This window comes from Methylobacterium sp. Leaf117, assembly GCF_001422985.1.
GTDB lineage: Bacteria > Pseudomonadota > Alphaproteobacteria > Rhizobiales > Beijerinckiaceae > Methylobacterium.
Map to the genome: position 1 here is coordinate 671,793 of NZ_LMNL01000012.1, position 17,431 is coordinate 689,223.

The 17,431-nt window shown below is 70.8% G+C and carries 17 protein-coding genes and 2 tRNA genes; 8 read left to right on the top strand and 11 right to left on the bottom strand.

Features of this window, described 5'->3' with window-relative positions:
• Positions 1 to 52 precede the first annotated feature (52 nt).
• Together ASF57_RS10005 and ASF57_RS10010 are read right to left on the bottom strand one after the other, a co-directional pair.
• On the bottom strand, positions 53 to 346 hold the full coding sequence (locus ASF57_RS10005) for a DUF2218 domain-containing protein (RefSeq protein ID WP_056482511.1): 294 nt from the start codon (positions 344 to 346) through the stop codon (positions 53 to 55).
• Between the two features lie 322 nt (positions 347 to 668).
• A complete protein-coding gene (locus tag ASF57_RS10010) occupies positions 669 to 2,102 on the bottom strand; it encodes an FAD-binding oxidoreductase (RefSeq protein WP_244476884.1) in 1,434 nt (477 codons plus the stop codon).
• A gap of 158 nt (positions 2,103 to 2,260) precedes the next feature.
• Here ASF57_RS10010 and ASF57_RS10015 point away from each other — a divergent pair, with 158 nt between their 5' ends.
• The 4 genes from ASF57_RS10015 to ASF57_RS10030 all read left to right on the top strand — a co-directional run bounded on the left by ASF57_RS10015 (position 2,261) and on the right by ASF57_RS10030 (position 3,825).
• Positions 2,261 to 2,959 carry a fumarylacetoacetate hydrolase family protein gene (locus ASF57_RS10015; RefSeq protein WP_056482517.1) on the top strand — a complete coding sequence of 233 codons (699 nt, stop codon included), beginning with the start codon at positions 2,261 to 2,263 and terminating at the stop codon, positions 2,957 to 2,959.
• Between the two features lie 5 nt (positions 2,960 to 2,964).
• Positions 2,965 to 3,441 (top strand): NUDIX domain-containing protein, encoded by a 477-nt coding sequence (locus ASF57_RS10020; RefSeq protein WP_056183827.1) that lies wholly within the window; start codon positions 2,965 to 2,967, stop codon positions 3,439 to 3,441.
• Positions 3,442 to 3,565: 124 nt separating this feature from the next.
• Positions 3,566 to 3,640: transfer RNA gene (locus ASF57_RS10025), tRNA-Gly, on the top strand.
• Positions 3,641 to 3,750: 110 nt separating this feature from the next.
• A tRNA-Gly gene (locus ASF57_RS10030) sits at positions 3,751 to 3,825 on the top strand.
• A gap of 80 nt (positions 3,826 to 3,905) precedes the next feature.
• On the opposite strand, the gene ftrA is transcribed toward ASF57_RS10030, so the two are convergent.
• On the bottom strand, positions 3,906 to 4,901 hold the full coding sequence (gene ftrA / locus ASF57_RS10035; protein ID WP_156376041.1) for a transcriptional regulator FtrA: 996 nt from the start codon (positions 4,899 to 4,901) through the stop codon (positions 3,906 to 3,908).
• Positions 4,902 to 4,988: 87 nt separating this feature from the next.
• Between ftrA and ASF57_RS10040 the strand changes: the two genes are divergently transcribed.
• The 3 genes from ASF57_RS10040 to ASF57_RS10050 all read left to right on the top strand — a co-directional run bounded on the left by ASF57_RS10040 (position 4,989) and on the right by ASF57_RS10050 (position 8,263).
• Positions 4,989 to 5,387: a rhodanese-like domain-containing protein gene (locus ASF57_RS10040; protein ID WP_056482520.1), complete on the top strand. Its 399-nt coding sequence runs from the start codon at positions 4,989 to 4,991 to the stop codon at positions 5,385 to 5,387.
• A 201-nt stretch (positions 5,388 to 5,588) separates the two neighbouring features.
• Positions 5,589 to 6,719, top strand: coding sequence for a lytic transglycosylase (locus ASF57_RS10045; protein WP_056482523.1), 1,131 nt, complete (start codon positions 5,589 to 5,591; stop codon positions 6,717 to 6,719).
• A complete protein-coding gene (locus ASF57_RS10050) occupies positions 6,716 to 8,263 on the top strand; it encodes a DUF2336 domain-containing protein (protein WP_056482526.1) in 1,548 nt (515 codons plus the stop codon). Before ASF57_RS10045 ends, ASF57_RS10050 begins: the two co-directional genes overlap by 4 nt.
• Positions 8,264 to 8,314: 51 nt before the next feature.
• Here ASF57_RS10050 and ASF57_RS10055 read toward each other — a convergent pair whose 3' ends face one another.
• On the bottom strand, positions 8,315 to 9,085 hold the full coding sequence (locus ASF57_RS10055) for an NAD kinase (RefSeq protein ID WP_056183818.1): 771 nt from the start codon (positions 9,083 to 9,085) through the stop codon (positions 8,315 to 8,317).
• A gap of 171 nt (positions 9,086 to 9,256) precedes the next feature.
• Here ASF57_RS10055 and cutA point away from each other — a divergent pair, with 171 nt between their 5' ends.
• Positions 9,257 to 9,601 carry a divalent-cation tolerance protein CutA gene (gene cutA / locus ASF57_RS10060; RefSeq protein WP_056482529.1) on the top strand — a complete coding sequence of 115 codons (345 nt, stop codon included), beginning with the start codon at positions 9,257 to 9,259 and terminating at the stop codon, positions 9,599 to 9,601.
• Here cutA and ASF57_RS10065 read toward each other — a convergent pair.
• From ASF57_RS10065 to crtI (ASF57_RS10095), 7 genes are all read right to left on the bottom strand, one after another.
• A complete protein-coding gene (locus ASF57_RS10065; protein WP_056482532.1) occupies positions 9,580 to 10,710 on the bottom strand; it encodes a glycosyltransferase in 1,131 nt (376 codons plus the stop codon). The genes cutA and ASF57_RS10065 overlap by 22 nt on opposite strands.
• Positions 10,710 to 11,480, bottom strand: a complete 771-nt coding sequence (locus tag ASF57_RS10070; protein ID WP_056482535.1) for a lysophospholipid acyltransferase family protein — start codon at positions 11,478 to 11,480, stop codon at positions 10,710 to 10,712. Before ASF57_RS10070 ends, ASF57_RS10065 begins: the two co-directional genes overlap by 1 nt.
• 58 nt (positions 11,481 to 11,538) lie before the next feature.
• The gene (gene crtI, locus ASF57_RS10075) at positions 11,539 to 13,080 is read right to left on the bottom strand and encodes a phytoene desaturase family protein (RefSeq protein ID WP_056183811.1); all 1,542 of its coding nucleotides are present in this window, start codon (positions 13,078 to 13,080) and stop codon (positions 11,539 to 11,541) included.
• A gap of 123 nt (positions 13,081 to 13,203) precedes the next feature.
• Positions 13,204 to 14,412: an ABC transporter permease gene (locus ASF57_RS10080; protein ID WP_056482538.1), complete on the bottom strand. Its 1,209-nt coding sequence runs from the start codon at positions 14,410 to 14,412 to the stop codon at positions 13,204 to 13,206.
• Entirely contained in the window at positions 14,409 to 15,395 is a 987-nt protein-coding gene (locus ASF57_RS10085) for an ABC transporter ATP-binding protein (protein WP_056482543.1), read from the bottom strand. Before ASF57_RS10085 ends, ASF57_RS10080 begins: the two co-directional genes overlap by 4 nt.
• Positions 15,396 to 15,402: 7 nt before the next feature.
• Positions 15,403 to 15,825: a DUF2141 domain-containing protein gene (locus ASF57_RS25590; RefSeq protein ID WP_056482839.1), complete on the bottom strand. Its 423-nt coding sequence runs from the start codon at positions 15,823 to 15,825 to the stop codon at positions 15,403 to 15,405.
• Between the two features lie 17 nt (positions 15,826 to 15,842).
• Entirely contained in the window at positions 15,843 to 17,423 is a 1,581-nt protein-coding gene (crtI, locus tag ASF57_RS10095) for a phytoene desaturase family protein (RefSeq protein ID WP_056482546.1), read from the bottom strand.
• Positions 17,424 to 17,431 lie beyond the last annotated feature (8 nt).

Genomic DNA, 17,431 nt, shown 5'->3' on the forward strand with positions numbered 1-17,431 from the left:
TCAGGTCTCGGGAGGCCAGGTCAAGCGCTGCGCGCGCCGCCCCCGCGCCAGGTCAGGCCGCGCGCGACCAAGTGATCTGGCCGAGGTTCTCCCGGAAGGCAAAGCGCAAGAGGTGGTCGGAGACCACGTTCTCCAGGCGTGTGAGGGCAGCCGGATCGGGAGTGGCCACCCGCATCAGGAGCGCGTCGGGACCGGCCTCGAAGGTACAGACCCGGTCCTCGCCGAAGGGCACGCGACCGGCAGCCTCGGTGGCCTCCACCGGGAACTTGTGGCTCCAGTGACGGCAGAGCTGCTTGAGATAGCGGCTCGCCTCGGCGGTCGGAACTCTCGCCTGGGAAGTCGGCATCGAACGTGTCTCCTGCTCGGTCTTCGGTTGCGAACCGCGTGGTGCTGCCTCTCCGCAGGAGAGGACAAAGCGGTTAAGGGAAGCCTAACTCGCCGCACTGCACCCAATCGGCCGTCGTTGCGGTTCAGCCTCTTCAGTCCACAGAACAGCCGATTTATGGCGCGCTGCCGTCGACAATCTGACAATCCTTTGTGCGGCGCACAATAGTAATCCGACGGGATGCGACAGGGTTCCGGCTAAATTTTTGTTGAGGCCTCCGATCAGACGTATGACGCCGCGAAGCGGGGAGGCGCTGCGGCTACTCACGATCGAGCATTCGAGATCAGCCGGGGTTCAGAATCTTGCTCGGGTCGAGGATTTTACCCGGGTTCAACAGATCGCCCGGATCGAGGGCGGCCTTGAGGCGGCGCATGAGGTCGAGGGCGACCGGGTCGGCGTAGCGCGCCAGTTCGTCTTTCTTGAGCAGGCCGACTCCATGCTCGGCCGCGATCGATCCGCCGAGGGCGTCGACGATGTCGTGGACGATCCGGTTGAACCGCCCCCAATCCGCCAGGAAGGCGGCGCGGTCCATGCCAACGGGCTGACTTAGGTTGAAGTGGATGTTGCCGTCACCGAAATGCCCGAAGGCGCAGACGCGCAGGCCCGGCATCTCCGCCTCGCAGGCCTGCGTCGCGCGCGCGAGAAACTCGGGCAAGCGGGAGAGCGGCACCGAGACGTCGTGCTTGATCGAGCCGCCCTCGGCTTTCTGGACTTCGGACAGGCTCTCGCGCAGGTCCCAGAAGGCGTTCGCCTGCGCCTCGCTGGCCGCCAGTGCGGCATCGTCGAGGCGGCCTTCGTCCTGGGCCCGGGCGAGCAGCGTCTCCATCAGGGTCGCGGCCTCCTCGCCCGGGCGCGTGGTCGAAACCTCCACCAGCGCGTAGGCCCCGTGGCGTCCGGCCAGGGGCGCGCGCGCGCCGGCCCGGTGGCGCAGCACGATCTCCAACCCGAAGGGCGCGATGTACTCGAAGGCGGTGAGGCCGGCCCCGGCCTCCGCCCGCAGGCGCCGGAACAGGTCCAGGGCGGCCTCGGCCGAGGTGAGGCCGAGGAAGGCCACGGCGCGGGAGGTCGGCCGGGGAAAGAGTTTCAGCACCGCGGCGGTGATCAGCCCGAGCGTTCCTTCCGAGCCGAGGAACAGATGCTTGAGATCGTAGCCCGCATTGTCCTTGCGCAGGCCCTTGAGCCCGTTCCAGATCCGGCCATCGGCCAGCACGACCTCGAGCCCAAGGACGAGGTCGCGGGCGTTGCCGTAGGCCAGCACGGCGGTCCCACCCGCATTGGTGGAGAGATTGCCGCCGATGCGGCAGGAGCCCTCGGAGGCCAGTGAGAGCGGAAACAGCAGGCTGGCGGCCTGGGCCGCCGCCTGAACGTCGGCCAGCACCATGCCGGCCTCCACGGTGATGCTGGCATTGACGGGGTCGATCGCCCGCAGGCGCGTCAGGCGTGCCATCGACAGCACGATGCCGCCCTGCGGCAAGCCGCCTCCGACATGACCGGTGTTGCCGCCCTGGGCCACCACCGGCACGCCGGCCTCGGCGCAGGCCCGGACCACGCCGGCGACCTCGGCGGTGTCGGCAGGCCGCACCAGCGCCAGGGCGTGCCCACGCTGCAAGCCACGGGTCTCGGCGAGGTGGGGCGCGAGGTCGGTCGCGTCGGTCAGGACATGGGTGGGGCCGAGCCGCGTGGTGAGGTGTGCCAGCAGGCGGGAAGGATCGGTCACCACAGGTCTCGCACGTTGGATCTCATCGGCCCGGACCCGCACCGCGACGGGATGGCGCGGCCGAGCCTGCAGCCTATGATAGGGATGGCGGGACGTCCTGTGCAGGGCGGGCGACCGGGCGCCGCGCCGCATCGGCCCGGAAATGAGGTTGGCTTCCCATGTTGTCCGTGATTCCAAACCCACCCCGCATCGCCCTGCCGATCGTCGGCAGCGACGACCTGTTCCCCGTGCGGCGGGTCTACTGCGTCGGTCGCAACTACGCCGCCCATGCCCGCGAGATGGGCAAGGACCCTGACCGGGAACCGCCGTTCTTCTTCATGAAGCCCGCCGACGCCCTGCAGATCGTCACGGGCGACGATCCGGTCGACCATCCGTATCCGCCGCGCACCGAGAACTACCATTTCGAGGTGGAGATGGTGGCGGCCCTCGGCCTCGGCGGTCGCGACATCGCGGAGGCATCCGCCCTTGACCATGTCTACGGCTATGCGGTCGGCCTCGACATGACCCGGCGCGACGTCCAGGACGAGGCCAAGCGCCTGGCACGGCCCTGGGACCTCGCCAAATCCGCCGACGCCTCGGCGCCGATCGGACCCTTGCACCCGGCCTCGGCCATCGGTCACCCCGCGCGGGGCGCCATCACCCTGGCGGTGGACGCGCGGGAGCGCCAGCGCGGCGACCTCTCCGAGATGATCTGGTCGACCCAGGAGCAGATCGCGCTGCTCTCGACCTATTTCGAGCTGCACCCGGGCGACCTCATCTTCACCGGCACGCCGTCCGGCGTCGGCGCGGTGTCGCGCGGCGAGACCATGACGGCCGCCATCGACGGCCTGGGCGTCATCCGCCTGCGGGTCGTCTGAGGCGGATGCTCCTCGACCGATCCTGGATGCGGCGCCTGATCCAGTATGGCGCCCTCGCGACGCGCGGCATGACGCTCGGCGTCCGGGGCGCCGCCCTCGACGCGGAGGGCCGGGTTTGCCTCGTGCGCCACACCTACGTGGCGGGCTGGCACCTGCCGGGCGGCGGCGTCGAGGCCGGCGAGAGCGCGGCGGCGGCGATGATCCGCGAGTTCCGCGAGGAGGCCGAAATTGTGGTCGATCCCGACCGACCGATGCGGCTGCATGGGTTCTACCACAACCGAACGGCGGCGGGGCGCGACCACGTCGCTCTCTACGTGGTGCACGCCTTCTCGGTTCGGGTTCCGAAGGCGCCGGACCGCGAGATCGCGGCCTGCGGGTTCTTCGCCCTCGACGCGCTGCCGCCGGAGACCACCGCCGCGACCCGCGCGCGCCTGCGCGAGATCCGCGAGGGTGTGCCGTCATCGGCCCACTGGCAGGCCTGAGGGCCGGACGCGATGCCGGCAAACCGCCCCGGCGATTCAGCGCTTGCAACGCCCGGCGGAATGGTGTTTAGAGACGCCGTCCGGGGCCGCCGGCGGGTCTTTCCCACCAGCGGTGCGGTTGTGAGCGGGTGTAGCTCAGGGGTAGAGCACAACCTTGCCAAGGTTGGGGTCGAGGGTTCGAATCCCTTCGCCCGCTCCAATTGACAGACCGGGACGACCGGAGCGACAGCCGCTGCAAGGCGGCTTTTTGCTTCGTTAAGACGACGATCCGTCCGGCCGGGAGCAACGCCTGGGCCACGACGGGTGTGAGCGGGTGTAGCTCAGGGGTAGAGCACAACCTTGCCAAGGTTGGGGTCGAGGGTTCGAATCCCTTCGCCCGCTCCAGTTTTCCAGCCGAAGTCTGATCGACTTGACGCCCCTCGGGGCGTTTTTGCGTTTGAGGGCCGTGCGTTGCCAGCGCCGGCTCAAGGACCGCGGGATCGTCCGAGACAGCTTTCCCGATAGGCAGACGGCGTCACCGCGAAGCGGCGGCGGAACTGCTGGCGAAGGGCTGCGGCCGTGGTGAAGCCGGCCGCTTCGGCGACGGCCTGGAGGGGGTGATCCGCCTGCTCGAGCAGGTCGCGGGCACGGGCGAGGCGTAGCTCGAGAAGCCAGCGGGCGGGCGTCGTGCCTGTCGCTGCGGAGAAGCGCCGCAACAGGGTCCGGGAACTCATGCCGGCGCGGGCGGCGAGATGGGCGACCGGCCAGGCGCCGGCCGGGTCCGCCCGCATCGCGTCGAGGAGGGGGCCGATCCGGGCGGCCTCGTGCAGCGACGGCACCGCGCCCATGACGATCTGGGTCTGTCCGCCGTCCCGGTGGGGCGGGACCACGAGGCGTCGGGCGACGCGATTGGCGGCGACCGGGCCGAAATCGCGCCGCACCAGGTGCAAGCAGAGGTCGATCCCGGCGGCACTGCCGGCCGAGGTCAGGATCGCGCCCTCGTCCACGTAGAGCACGTCCGGAGTGAAGCGGATGCCCGGATGGCGGATGGCCAGGGCCTCGGCGTGGCGCCAGTGCGTGGTGGCGCGTCGGCCGTCCAGCAGCCCGGCCGCCGCGAGGACGAAGACGCCCGAACAGATCGACAGGATGCGCGCGCCCCGCGCGGCGGCCGCCCGGAGGGCCGACACGAGGGCCTCCGGCACCGGGATTTCCGCACCCCGCCAGCCCGGCACCACGATGGTGCCGGCCTGATCCAGGAGGTCGAGCCCGCCGTCGACGAGGAAACGGACTCCGCCCTCGGCCTGCATCGGGCCGGGATCGAGGGCCGCCACCGCGAATCGGTACCAGTCCGCTCCCATTTCCGGACGCGGCAATCCGAAGATCTCCACGGCGACACCGAACTCGAAGGTGCAGAGCCCGTCATAGGCCAGCACCACCACGAGACGGTCGGCTGGGGAAAGGCGCACCTGCAGCTTTGGCATGATCGCAACGCTAACTGGCAATCCGGCCCGCCGCCAAGCCGCCCGGGCGTTGGTAGGTTGGTCGTCCACGTTGGAGGAAGATCACCGATGAGCCTCGTCAGCGCCATTCCCACCTGTTCGCCCGCCATCGCACGCGCGCATTTCCGACGCCGTCTGGCTTTGGAGACCGATTGTGCCGACGTGGCTGCGGCCCTTCGGGCGGGTGCGCCCGACTTCGTGCTGCTGCACGCGGTCGGGTCGGAGGCCGCATTCCGCAAGCGCCATATCCCCGGGGCGCTGCATCTGCCGGCTCGCGGGATCACGGCGGAGCGCCTGGGCGCCTGGCCCGCGGACACGCTCTTCGTGGTCTATTGCGCCGGGCCCCACTGCAACGGCGCCGACCGGGCCGCCCTGCGGCTCGCCGAACTCGGCCGCCCGGTGAAGGTGATGCTCGGGGGTCTGACGGGCTGGGCCGATGAGGGCCTGGGCTTCGCAAGCGAGATTTGACCTTCTCAGGCGAAATCTGACTTGCGCAGGCGAGGCCTGACCCGCGCGGGAGATGCGTCTGCGCAGCAGAAGGAACCCGGAATTCGGACGCGATCCTGAAATCGGGCAAGATCAGGACCGCACTCTTCAATCTTCCTTTACCATAGAGCGAACAAAGTTGCCCTCGGGGCGTCGCCAGGGTCCGCCTCCAGCCGGACGTCCATGTTCCTGTTCACCACGCCCCCCGCCAATTCCCGCGATTCCGGCGCAAGCCGGGATGCGGGATTGCGCGACACGCCCCCCGCCGGGCGCGCGACCGCACCGGGCGGCGTGATCGAGGCGATCCGGGACGGGGCGCAGACCTCCGGGACCGGCTTCGACTATCTCCTCGCCACAGCGCAGCGGGAATCCTCGCTCGACCCCTCGGCCAAGGCCGGCACCTCCTCGGCCACCGGCCTGTTCCAGTTCATCGAGCAGACCTGGCTCGGCACCATGAAGAATGCCGGGCCGCGCCTCGGCTTCACCACCTACGCCGATGCGATCACCAAGGGGACCGACGGCACCTACAGCGTGAGCGATCCGGCCGCCAAGCAGACCATCCTGGACCTGCGTCGCGATCCCCGGATCGCCGCCACCATGGCGGGCGCGCTGACCGAGCGGAACCGCGAGACGCTGACGGCCGCCCTCGGGCGCGAGCCCACGGGGGGCGACCTCTACGCCGCCCACGTCCTCGGCGCGCGCGGGGCCGCCGCTCTGATCAACACCGCGCAGGCGAGCCCCGCCCGAGTCGCCGCCCTCGACATGCCGGAGGCGGCCGCAGCGAACCGCAGCCTGTTCTACGACAAGGCCGGGCGTCCGCGCGGAGCGGCCGAACTCTACGCCCATCTGGCCGCGGTACGCCCCGCAGCGCCGCAGGCGGTGTCCGGCACCCAGGCAGTCTCCGGCACCTTGGCAGTCTCCGGAACCCTGGCGCTGCCCGAGGGTACCACCGCCTACGCCTCCCTCAACGAGGGTGGCCTGCGCTCGATGTTCCAGACCGATCCGCGCCAGCAGGGTGGCGTCTCGGCCGGCGTCGCCCGCCTCTGGCAGGGGCGAAACGCCGGCCAGGATGCGGTTCGGGCGGAGCCGCCGCGAGCCGCGCCGACCTACTTCCCCCGCTCGGACGGCACCGAGACCGGGAGCGCCGCCGTCGCCCCGGCGGTATCGACGCCCGCTCTCCCGGTCCCCTCGGCGGCCCTCGTCGGCGCGCCGCAGCCGCCGCGCCGGCCGGCGGAGTTCGGCGGGTCCGGACCATCGGCGCGGGCCGGCGCACCCCTCGATTTGTCCCTCTTCACCATTCGGAGCGGCTCATGATCATCCGCCAGTTCCTCACCTGGACGCAGCACACCTCCGCCGCGCGACGGGCGGAGGCGGCCGGTGCCCTGGCCCGTGCCTACCTGTATGGCGGCCTCGGCGAGGACGTCGCCTGGGAGGCGGAAGCCGCGCTCCTCGCTCTCCTCGACGATCCCTCGAGCCTAGTTCGACGCGTCCTGGCCGAGGCCTGCGCCGCGTGCGCGAACGCCCCCCGTACCCTGATCGTGGCCCTGGCGAGCGACCAGGCCGAGATCGCCACCCTGGTGCTGGCCCGCTCGCCAGTGCTGAGCGACGCCGACCTCGTCGACGGCGTCGCCATCGGCTGCCCCGCCACCCGCCGCGCCATCGCGAGCCGGGTGGACCTGTCGCCCGCCGTCGCCGGGGCGCTCGCCGAAATCGCCGAGCCCGAGGCACTGGTCGTGCTGGTTCGCAACCGCAGCGCCCACATCACCACCGGCAGCCTGATGCGGATGGTCGAGCGCCACGGCGACGTGGCCGCCCTGCGCGAGGCAGTCCTGGCCCGTCCGTACCTGCCCCTCGAGGTGCGCCAGTGCGTGACGATGCGTCTCGCCGAATCGCTCTCCGCCTTCGCGGTGTCCTCCGGCTGGCTCACGCCGGCCCGTAGCGCGCGCGCCAGCCGCGAGGCCCAGGAGCGCACCACCCTGGCCTTCTGCGCCGAGGCCCATCCGATCGATCTCGCCCGCCTCGTGGCCCACCTCAAGGCCTGCGGCCAGCTCAATGCCGGCCTGCTGCTGCGAGCGATCCTGTCCGGCCACATGGCCTTCGCCGAGATGGCTCTGGCCGATCTTGCCGGCCTTCCGGCCCGGCGGGTGGCGGGCCTGATGCAGGAGGCCTCGAGCGCCGCCTTCGCCGCCCTCCACCGCAAGGCTGGCCTGCCCGCCGTGCTTCTGCCGGCCTTCAGCGCCGCCCTCTCGGCCTGGCGCGAGGCCGGCCAGGGCACCACCACCAGGGCGGGCGCCGGCCTGTCGCGCCTGATGATCGAGCGGGCGCTGACCGCCTGCGAGACGATGCCCTTCGCCGAGGCGCAGAGCGTCATGGCCTTGCTGTCCCGCTTCGAAGCCGAAGCGGCCCGCGACGAGGCGCGGGTGCTCGCGCGCGAACTCGCGGCGGAAGCGGAGCAGACCGAAATCCTGCGGATCGAGCGCGAGATCCTCGATGCCGAATGGCGCGAGGCGCAGCGCCAAGTCATCGCCCGCTGGGACGAGCCGGAGCGTCCGGCCGTTGCGGTGGCCGCCCCGGCACCGGTCGAAGCGCCCGTGGTCCAAGCACGCGACGTGGAATTCGCCTTGCCCGCTTCTCCCTTGCCCGCTTCTCCCTTGCCCGCTTCTCCTTTGCCCGAATCCGATTCGGCCCGCACCGATCCGGTCGGCCTCATCCTCGATGGCCTGTCCGACTCGATCATGGCCGAGTTCCAGGGTAGCCGCGCACGGGTCCACGCGGTAACCGTCGAAGTCGTGCTGGACGCAATCCCCGACGCCCTGATCGCGAGCTATCGCGACGACCGGGCGCGGATCGCCGCCTGAGGCATTGGCAGCCCTGGCCGCCGAGCCGGCCGGGGGATGCTCGGCCGAGCCTCAGCCGAACTGCTCGCGCAGGATGCGCTCGTCGAGGCTGTGGCCGGGATCGTGCAGCAGGGTCAGGTTGGTGGCGTGGTCGAGCCAGGTCTCGACCGTGCAGACCCGGCGGAATTCCGTATGGTCGGCTACCGCCGCCACCGGGCGATGCGCGGGATCCAGCACCTCGATGTGGATGCGCGCGTAATCGGGCAGCAGCGCCCCGTGCCAGCGCCGCGGCCGGAAGGCCGAGATCGGCGTCAGGGCCAGGAGCCGGGCGTTGAGGGGCAGGATCGGGCCGCCGACCGAAAGGTTGTAGGCCGTCGAGCCGGCCGGAGTCGCCGCCAGCACACCGTCGGCGATCAGTTCGGGCAGGCGCACATGTCCATCGACCGAGATCCGCAGCTTGGCGGTCTGATGGGTCTGGCGCAGCATGTAGACTTCGTTGAGGGCGCGCGCTTCGTGCCGGCGCCCCTCGGTGTCCACCGCCTCCATCATCAGCGGGTGGATGATGCTGCGCTTGGTGTTCTCCAGGCGCTCGATCAGGCCGTCCTCGCGAAACTCGTTCATGAGGAAGCCGACCGTGCCGCGATTCATGCCGTAGATCGGCGTGCCGGCATGCATGAAGCGGTGCAGGGTCTGGAGCATCAGGCCGTCACCGCCGAGCGCCACCACCACGTCGGCCTCGTCGGGGGGCACGTGGTCGTAGCGGCGCATCAGGATGGCGGCAGCCTGCCGGGCGTCCTCCGTGGGACTCGCGACGAAGGCAAGCCGTTCGAACCGCCGCGCCATGGGCCTACATCCGCCTTGCCGAACAACCGACCGGTCACCTTGCCGGACACTTTGCCGAACGCCCCTCCGAGGCGGAGCGTCCGCTTCGGCGTTCGCGTTAAAATCCCATCGGCATTCCGCCGATACGCTCCCGCCTGGGGAGCGGCAGAACCTTGGTCGGAGACCCATAGCATGGAGCGACCGCTTCTCGTCTACACCACCTTCCCGGATGCCGGCACCGCCCTGGCGATCGGCGAGGAACTGGTGCGCCTCAAGCTGGCCGCCTGCGTCAACGTCCTGCCCGGGATGCTGTCGGTCTATGCCTGGAAGGGTGTGGTGGAGCGGGGCGAGGAGGTGGCGGCCATCCTGAAGAGCCGGGAGAGCCTGGCCGAAGCCCTCGGCGCAGCCTTGAAGGCGCGTCACCCCTACGAGACGCCGATCATCCTGCATCTCCCGGTGACGGGGGCCGACCCCGACACCGCGGCCTGGATCCTCGCCGAGACGGACGCCAATATTCAGGAATCACCGACCGGATAGCTGCGGCCCTTCCACATCGGGGTTCCGGCCCCCTTGCGCCGCAGCAGCGCGGTCCACTGGATCGCCAGTGCCACCAGCACGGTCAGGGGATGCAGCAGGATGGTGCCCGCCGGCTCGCGGGTCACCAGGGTAATCGCGGCCCGGGTGGCCAGCGAGAGCAGGGCAGCGGCGAAAGCCAGGAAGGCGGCGGTCCCCGAACCGATACCGCACAGGGCCAGGATCAGGAGAAGCCAGGGCAGGACGTGTCCGCCCGCCAGCAGCAGGGTCCAGACCGGCAGGGCTCCGGGCGTCGCCATGCCCTCGCGCGCGTTCTTCGAGAAGCCGGCCCAGCTCTGGCCGAACCCGCGATACATCCGGCAGGTGGCGAGGGCGTGCGCGGCCACGAGGTCGGTCCGGTAGCCGGCCGAGCGGAAGCGGCGCGGAAGCACGACACCGTCGTGGAGACTCATGCGCAGGGCGCCGTGGCCACCGATGTCCCGGTAGGCGCTGCGCGCGACCAGTACGAGCTGGCCACAGGCGGCCCCAAGGCTGGGGCGCAGGGAGGCTCGCATCATCGCCATCGGCAGGTAGCCGACGAGCAGGAAATTGATCATGGGCACCGTCAGGCGCTCGCCGAGGGAGCCCATATGCTGGCGCGGAACCCCGCTGACCAGGGCCGCATCGGTCCGACGGGCATGGGCGGCCAGCGCGGCGGCGGCGGCGGGGGCCAGGGTCACATCCGCATCGACGAACAGGAGATGGGTGCCCTGTGCCGCCTCGGCGAGGCGGGCGCAGGCGTGGTTCTTGCCCGTCCAACCGTCCGGCAAGGGCGGGATCTGGACAAGGCGCAGGCGCGGGTCGGTGGCGGCAATGGCGAAGACGATCGCGGCGGTGTCGTCGGTGGACTGGTCGTCGCCGACGAGCACCTCCAGGGCGACTCCCGCGCTGGCCAGGGCGGCCCGCACCGTCGCGGCGATGACCTCCGCCTCGTTGCGAGCCGGGATCAGCACAGAGACCTTGGCCCGGACGTCGAGATCCGGTTCGGGGGTTCGCAGGATGGACAGGTTGATCCAGGCGATCAGGCCCGGCAGCAGGGCGCAGACGAGCGCCAGGATCGCGAGGCCGAACATCACGGGACCAGATCTCCCTTGCGGCTGGGTGCATCCCCCGCCTGATGGGCCGGCTCGAAGCGCCGGCCGCCGAGGACGGCACGCAGGCGCCGCCAGACATCGTAGACCCCGCCGATCCCCTTGGCACCGGAGGCGACGGCCGTGAAGCGCGCGGCGTCGCGGGACACGACGTCGGCGCTGAGGCGATCGAGGGTGGCGGTCAGGTCGGCCTCCATCCGGGCGAGCCGCTCCGGCCGGGGGAGGGCGAGCAGTTCGGCACCGGACACCGGCTTGCCGAAGGCCGCGAAGGCCTCCCCGCCGCGCTCCTCCCAGAAGGCGTATTCGAGGGCGAGGGGCACGAACAGGGCTTCGGGCGCGATCTCGGGCAGGCGTCCGACGCCGCCGCGCAGGGCCAGCGGACGCGCGCGGACATCCTGGAACCGTCCCTGCGCGGTGATCCAGATCATCCGGTTCGGCACCCCCAGGATGCGCCGGCTCGCCTTCAGGAACTGGGCGGCGCCGCGCGCCGATTCGAGATCCACCGCGAAGGCCCCCATCCGGGCGAACACCGCGTATTTCTCCAGCATGCGCGCATCGAAGGGCGCGTAGCTGTCGCGGCTCGGAAACAGCCGCCCGGCCAGGAGGATGACCACGGCGGCATCCCACCAGGCCGGATGGTTGCAATACACCACCACCGGACCGGGATGATCCGCGCAAGCCGGCACGCCCCAGCGGGCGAGCCGTAGGGCGTTGAGGTGGCGCCGCAGGTAGCGGTCGAAATACCCGACCATGAACCGCCACAGGGCGGGTGATCGGGCCGGAACGTCCTCGCGGGACACGCGTCGGGCCTCAGGCGCTGGCGCGCACCTCGCTGCTCGCGTCGCTGCCTCGCGCATCGGTGTCGAGGGCGTCGGCCGCGATCCAGCCCGACATCATCACCATGGGCATGCCCGGCCCCGGATGGGCGGCGCCGCCGGCGAGGTAGAGGCCGCGCACCTGCCGCGAGCGGTTGCCGGGCTTGAAGGCGCCCATGAACTTGCCGTGCGAGGCGAGGCCGTAGATCGCGCCGTTCAGCACCTTGTAGCGCTCGTGGATATCCTGCGGTGTCAGGTGCCGCTCGACCACGATGCGCTCCTCGAGGTCGGGCATGTTGCCGGTGCGCTTGAGCTTGTCGAGGATGACCTGGCGGTAGGCCGGGAACATCTTCGACCAGTCGTGGTGCGGGCGCAGGTACGGCGTATGGACCAGGACGTAGAGCGCCTCGCCGCCCTCGGGCGCCACTGAGGGATCGGTGGAGGAGGGGGCCGCGAGGTAGGCGGTCGGGTCCGGGGCCGGCTCGCCCTTGTGATAGATGTAGTCGAACTCCTCCTCCGGATCGCGGGAGAAGACGAAGTCGTGGTGGTTCAGGTGCTCGTAGCGCTTGTTCAGCCCGAGATAGAGCACCACGCCGGAACAGGCCGGCTCGAAGCTCTTCTTCTCGTAGGTCTTGCCGACGTCGCCGCCGACGAGTTCGCGATAGGTCCGCACCGAATCCATGTTGGAGATCACGGCGTCGAACGGAGTGATGCCGGCGGCGGTCTTCACGCCCTTCACCGCGCCCTTCTCGATGGCGAGGCCGGTGACCTCGTCGCCGGGACGCAGGGTCGCGCCGAGTTCACCCGCGAGCTTCGTCAGGGCCTCGGCCACCGCGCGGGTGCCGCCCATCGGGTACCAGACCCCCTCCGCCGTCTGCATATGCGCGATGGCGCAGAGCACGGCCGGTGCGCCGTAGGGCGAGGAGCCGACATATTGCACGAAGTGATCGAGCATCTGTGCGAGGCGCGCGTCCTTCACCTTCGACCGGATTGTGCCCGCCACCGACGAGCCCATGCGCAGGGAGAGCACATCGCGCAGGGTGCCGGGGTTCATGTTGGCGCGGATGTTGATGGTGTCGAACAGGTCCTCGACCGGCTTCCAGAAGAAGAACTTGTTCGAGACGTCGTGCAGGTGCTCGGAGATCTCGAGGAACTTCTTGTAGCCCTCGCCGGCGCCGGTGTTGGGCGCGAAACGCTCCATGTCGGCCGCCATGGTGGGGACGTCGGCCATGAGGTCGAGATGGGTGTTGTCGTCGAAGAAACAGCGCCATTGCGGATCGAGGCGGCGCAGGTCCAGGTAGTCGTGGATGTTGCGTCCGGCCTCCTGGAAGATCCGCTCCAGCACCTTCGGCACGGTCAGGATGGTCGGCCCCATGTCGAAGCGGAACCCGCCCTCGTGCAGGACCGCGGCTTTGCCGCCGAGCCAGTCGTTCTTGTCGTAGAGCGTGACGGTGTGGCCGCGCGCGGCGCTCACACAGGCCGCCGCCAAGCCGCCCAACCCTGCGCCGACGACGGCGACCGAAGACCCAGCCCGCATGTTCGTGTCACTCCCCGGGCCGGTTCGAAAGCCCTTATCCGTCATGAAGCTAGACCGGATGGGCGCGCGGTCAACGCGCTAACCGGTCGCGGCGCGGACTTTCACCGGCTTTGGCTCCGCAATCTACCCCGCCCGCCGCGACACCAGCCTCAGCGCGAGACCCAATCCCACCGCCGCCACGATCCCCATCACGCCCCAGGCGGGCAGGGCAGCGGTCCAGCCCTCGCTCAGGGCGTTCTGGTAGCCCTCGATCGCCCAGGCGTTGGGGGTCAGCCAGCCGGCCTGCTGCAGCCAGGGCGGCATCAGGAAGCGGGGCACCATGCTGCCGCCCACTGCCGACAGCAGCAGCACGCCGAAGGTGGCGGCCAGATGCGCCTGCTGGCGTGTGGCCGAGGCCGCGCAGGCGGCCAGCGCGAGGCCGGCGGCCATGGCGGAGACCAGCAGCGAGGTCACCAGCCAGGCACCCAGGTGGGGCAGGATGTCGACTCCGTGCAGCAGGGCGGCGGCGCTGAAGATCAGGCCGGCCTGGACCAGGCCCTGGCCGACCAGGAACAGGAACTTGCCCAGCACCACCACGGCGAGGCCGCCGGGCCCCGCCATCAGACGGTCGGCGAGGCCCGACTGGCGCTCGTCGACGAGGGAGAGGGCGCCCTGCATGGCGGCGAAGAGCAGGAAGACGGCGGTGATCGCGCCCGCGTAGTAGCTGACGCGGTCGTTGGTGCCGCCGGAAGCGGTGCTGCGCCGCTCGACCAGGGTGGCGAAGGAGAACGGCTCCTTGCGGGCGCGCTGCTCCGCGAAGGCCTGGTTGAGGAAGGCGCGCTCGTCCGGACCGATCTTGCCCGAACGCTCCACGTCGGCGACGATCCGGGCCAGGACCACGTCCGGCAGGGCCTCGTTGAGGACGCGCTGGAGTTGGCCGAGGGCGATCGGGGTCGCCAGCGCTTTGGCGGGGTTCTCGATCAGCACCACGGGCTGGTCGGCGCGCGTCGAAGCACCTCCCGGCGAGCCGGCCTCGAGGTCGCCGCGCAGCACCAGGGCGACATCGACCTCGCCGCGCCGCACCGCCGCGAGCGCGCCGTCGAGATCGGTGGCGGAGAGGCGCCCGACCCGCAAGGACGGATCCGCCTCCAGGGCCTGCATCAGGCGCTGCGTCGTCGGCGTCCGCGCAAGGTCGAGCAGGCCGAGATGGATGCGGATGCGGTCGCCCAAAGCGCCGGAGAAGATCGCGGCGAAGATCACGAAGATCACGGTGGGCAGCACGAAGGCCATCACCAGGGCGGCGCGGTCGCGCACCAGCCCGAGCAGCATCACGCGGAAGGCGGCCGAGATCATGCGGTGCGCTCCCGCGCGACGGCCCCGTCGCCGGCCTGCGCCGAGGACTGCGCCAACGCATCGCGATAAACTGCCTCCAGGCCGGGCGCGCGGATGCGGATCTCGGCGATCGGCACCCCGGCATCCCGGAGGGCGGCGAGCAGGTCGGCGCCATCGCGCGGCGTGTCGGAAAGCCGGCGTGCCCGCCAAGTCGAGCCGGTATCCACGGGCAGGAAGCCGGTCCGGCGCAGCACCGCCTCCGCTGCCGCGTCGGCGGGGGCGACCAGGGCCGCCTCGTGCTCGGGCGCATCGGCGCGGAGGCGCGCCAGGAGTTCGGCCAGGCGTCCGTCGGTGACGATCCGGCCCCGGGCCAGGATGACGACCCGGTCGGCCAAGCGCTCGGCCTCGGCGAAGTCGTGGGTGGCCACCATGAGGGCTGTGCCCGCTTCACGCAGGCGCCCGAGTACGGCGTGGATCGCCGCCCGTGCATGAAGGTCGACCCCCTGCGTCGGCTCGTCGAGGAGGACGAGGCGGGGCCGCGCCATCAGGCTGGCGGCGATGTTGACCCGGCGCTGGTAACCGCCGGAGAGCAGGCCGACCGGGCGCTTGGCGACCTCGGCAAGCGCGCAGAGCGAAAGCCCGCGGGCCACCGCCTCCGCCCGCTCGCGCCGCCCGACCCCCGCGAGCTGGGCGAACACCGACAGGTTTTCGGCCACCGACAGGCGGGGATACAGCGCGATCTCCTGCGGCACCCAACCGATGGCCCGCCGGGCGGCCGGACTGCGATGCGGATCGTCGCCGGCGAAGCGGACGGTGCCGACCTGCGGGGCCAGACGACCGGCGATGAGGCGCATCAGCGAGGTCTTGCCGGCGCCGTTGGGTCCGAGCAGGGCGAGGGTCTCGCCGGCGCCGAGGGTCAGATCGACGCCCTCCAGCACCGGGGTGCCCCGATAGGCGAGGGCGGCGCCGGCCACCCGCAGGAGCGGCTCGGAACGGGCGCTCACGCGGTTCTCAGCGGCGGGGCAGGGCGCGCGACAGGCGGACCCGGACGGTCGCGCCGGGCTCGCGCACGGAGAAGCGCGCGCGCGCGAAGTCCGGGCGTGCGGAGCGGGCGGTCTCGCCGGAGAACCCGTAGGGCTCGAGCGGCAGGCCGAGGCCGGTGCGATCGAGGCGGCCGTTGCCGTTGCTGTCCTGATAGGCGACAGCCGCGTAGACCCCGGGCGCCACATTCGCGAACACGAAGCGCTGCGCCACGGCCTGGGGTGGGGCCTGCTGTCCCGTCTGGCAATCGGCCTCGGTCAGGCCGTCCTGGCACAGGGCGACCGAGAGCAGGCCGGCGGGTTCTATGCCTTCGACCTCCACCGCCACGGTGGCGGCCGGCGCTGCACCCGCGCCGAGACAAAGAGCGCAGACGCCCGCCGAGGCCTGCGACAGGAGCCGGGCCGAGCGCCTCAAGAGGCGTCGCCCGAGGCGGCGAGCGGGGCGGTGGTGGGGATGCCCGCGCTCGTCGCGCCGACGCGCCCTGCGGAGAGTTCCTCGATGAGGAGGCGGGCGGTGATGCGCGCGCCCTCGTAGATCACCGGCAGGCCGGAGCCCGGATGGGTGCCGCCGCCGACGAGATAGAGCCCCGGCCCGAAGCGATTGTGCGGCCGGAAGTAAAGCATCTGCATTAGGTCGTGCGCGAGATTGAAGGTGGCGCCCTCGTGCACGAAGAAGTCGTCGCGCCACTCGGTCGGATCGACGATGCGCTCGTAGCGGATGCGTGATTCGATATCGCCGAGCCCGAGCAGTTTCAGGCGGTCGAGGACGAGTTGGCGATAGGTCTCCCGCAGCCCGCTCCAGTCGATGCCCGCCTTGAGGTTCGGAACCGGAACCAGAACGTAGAGGCTGGTCTGACCGGGAGGCGCCATGCCGCCGTCGGTGAAGCCCGCATGCTGCACGTAGAGGGAGGGCTGCATCGGCAGGATGCCGTCGGTGATCTCCCGGATGTTGCGGGCGTAATCCTCCGACAGCAGGATGGTGTGATGGCCGAGCGCCTCTGGCATCGGCCCGTCGAGGCCGAGATACAGCATGAAGGTCGAGCAGGAGAGGCGCGCCTTGGCGATCTTGGCATCGCGCCAGCGCGGGCGATGCTCCTGCGGCACCAGATCCTGGATGACCTTGGCGAAGTCGCCGTTGATGACCACCGCGTCGGCATGGATCGTCTCGCCGTTGCAGACGACCCCGCTGGCGCGCTTGCCTTCGAACAGCACCCGATCGACGCCGGCCCCGAGCCGGATATCGACGCCCATGCGGCGGGCGAGCCCCGCCATGGCCTCGGAGACCGCGCCGCAGCCGCCGACCGGATGGTAGACACCATGCTCGTATTCGAGGAATGACAGGATGGTGAACAGGCTCGGGCATCGGAACGGCGACATGCCGAGGTATTTGGTCTGGAACGCGAAGGCGAGGCGGACGCGCGGGTCCTTGAAGTAGCGTTGCAGGTCCTTGTCGACGCTGCGGCCCGGATGGAGATGGGGCAGGGCGGCGATCATCGCCGGGGACGCCATGGCCCGCAGGGTGTGGAAGGCCTGCTCCAGCACCGGCTTGAAGAACTTCAGCTTGACCCGGTTGTCGGCGAAGAACTTGCGCACGTTCTTGGCGTCGTCCGGCGCGATGCGCGCCACCTCGGCCTCGAGCCGGTCCATGTCGTTGGTGGCGCGGATCTCGCCGCCGGCCTCGAACACGAGATGGTATTGCGGATCGAGCCGCTCGAGCTTGACGTGGTCCTCGAGGCGCTCGCCGCAGGTCTCGAAGATGTCGGCGAGAATCTGGGGATAGAGGAAGAAGGTCGGCCCGATATCGAAGCGGAAGCCGCCCGGAGCCTCGATGGTCTTGGTGCGGCCGCCCACCGCCGGATCCTTCTCCAGCAGCGTGACGTGAACGCCCGCTCGGGCCAGGAGGAGGGCGGTGGCGAGGCCGCCGGGACCGGCGCCGACGATGATGACGCGGCGTCCGGACAAGGTCCGCAAGCCATCCCGTGACTGCAACAACGCTACCT

Bases quoted from the DNA above. Each gene is read 5' to 3' on its own strand.
- ASF57_RS10005 (WP_056482511.1), bottom strand. From the start codon at position 346: ATGCCGACTTCCCAGGCGAGAGTTCCGACCGCCGAGGCGAGCCGCTAT.
- ASF57_RS10015 (WP_056482517.1), top strand. From the start codon at position 2,261: ATGTTGTCCGTGATTCCAAACCCACCCCGCATCGCCCTGCCGATCGTC.
- ASF57_RS10020 (WP_056183827.1), top strand. From the start codon at position 2,965: ATGCTCCTCGACCGATCCTGGATGCGGCGCCTGATCCAGTATGGCGCC.
- ftrA (WP_156376041.1), bottom strand. From the start codon at position 4,901: ATGCCAAAGCTGCAGGTGCGCCTTTCCCCAGCCGACCGTCTCGTGGTG.
- ASF57_RS10040 (WP_056482520.1), top strand. From the start codon at position 4,989: ATGAGCCTCGTCAGCGCCATTCCCACCTGTTCGCCCGCCATCGCACGC.
- ASF57_RS10045 (WP_056482523.1), top strand. From the start codon at position 5,589: ATGTTCCTGTTCACCACGCCCCCCGCCAATTCCCGCGATTCCGGCGCA.
- ASF57_RS10050 (WP_056482526.1), top strand. From the start codon at position 6,716: ATGATCATCCGCCAGTTCCTCACCTGGACGCAGCACACCTCCGCCGCG.
- ASF57_RS10055 (WP_056183818.1), bottom strand. From the start codon at position 9,085: ATGGCGCGGCGGTTCGAACGGCTTGCCTTCGTCGCGAGTCCCACGGAG.
- cutA (WP_056482529.1), top strand. From the start codon at position 9,257: ATGGAGCGACCGCTTCTCGTCTACACCACCTTCCCGGATGCCGGCACC.
- ASF57_RS10065 (WP_056482532.1), bottom strand. From the start codon at position 10,710: ATGTTCGGCCTCGCGATCCTGGCGCTCGTCTGCGCCCTGCTGCCGGGC.
- ASF57_RS10070 (WP_056482535.1), bottom strand. From the start codon at position 11,480: ATGGTCGGGTATTTCGACCGCTACCTGCGGCGCCACCTCAACGCCCTA.
- crtI (WP_056183811.1), bottom strand. From the start codon at position 13,080: ATGCGGGCTGGGTCTTCGGTCGCCGTCGTCGGCGCAGGGTTGGGCGGC.
- ASF57_RS10080 (WP_056482538.1), bottom strand. From the start codon at position 14,412: ATGATCTCGGCCGCCTTCCGCGTGATGCTGCTCGGGCTGGTGCGCGAC.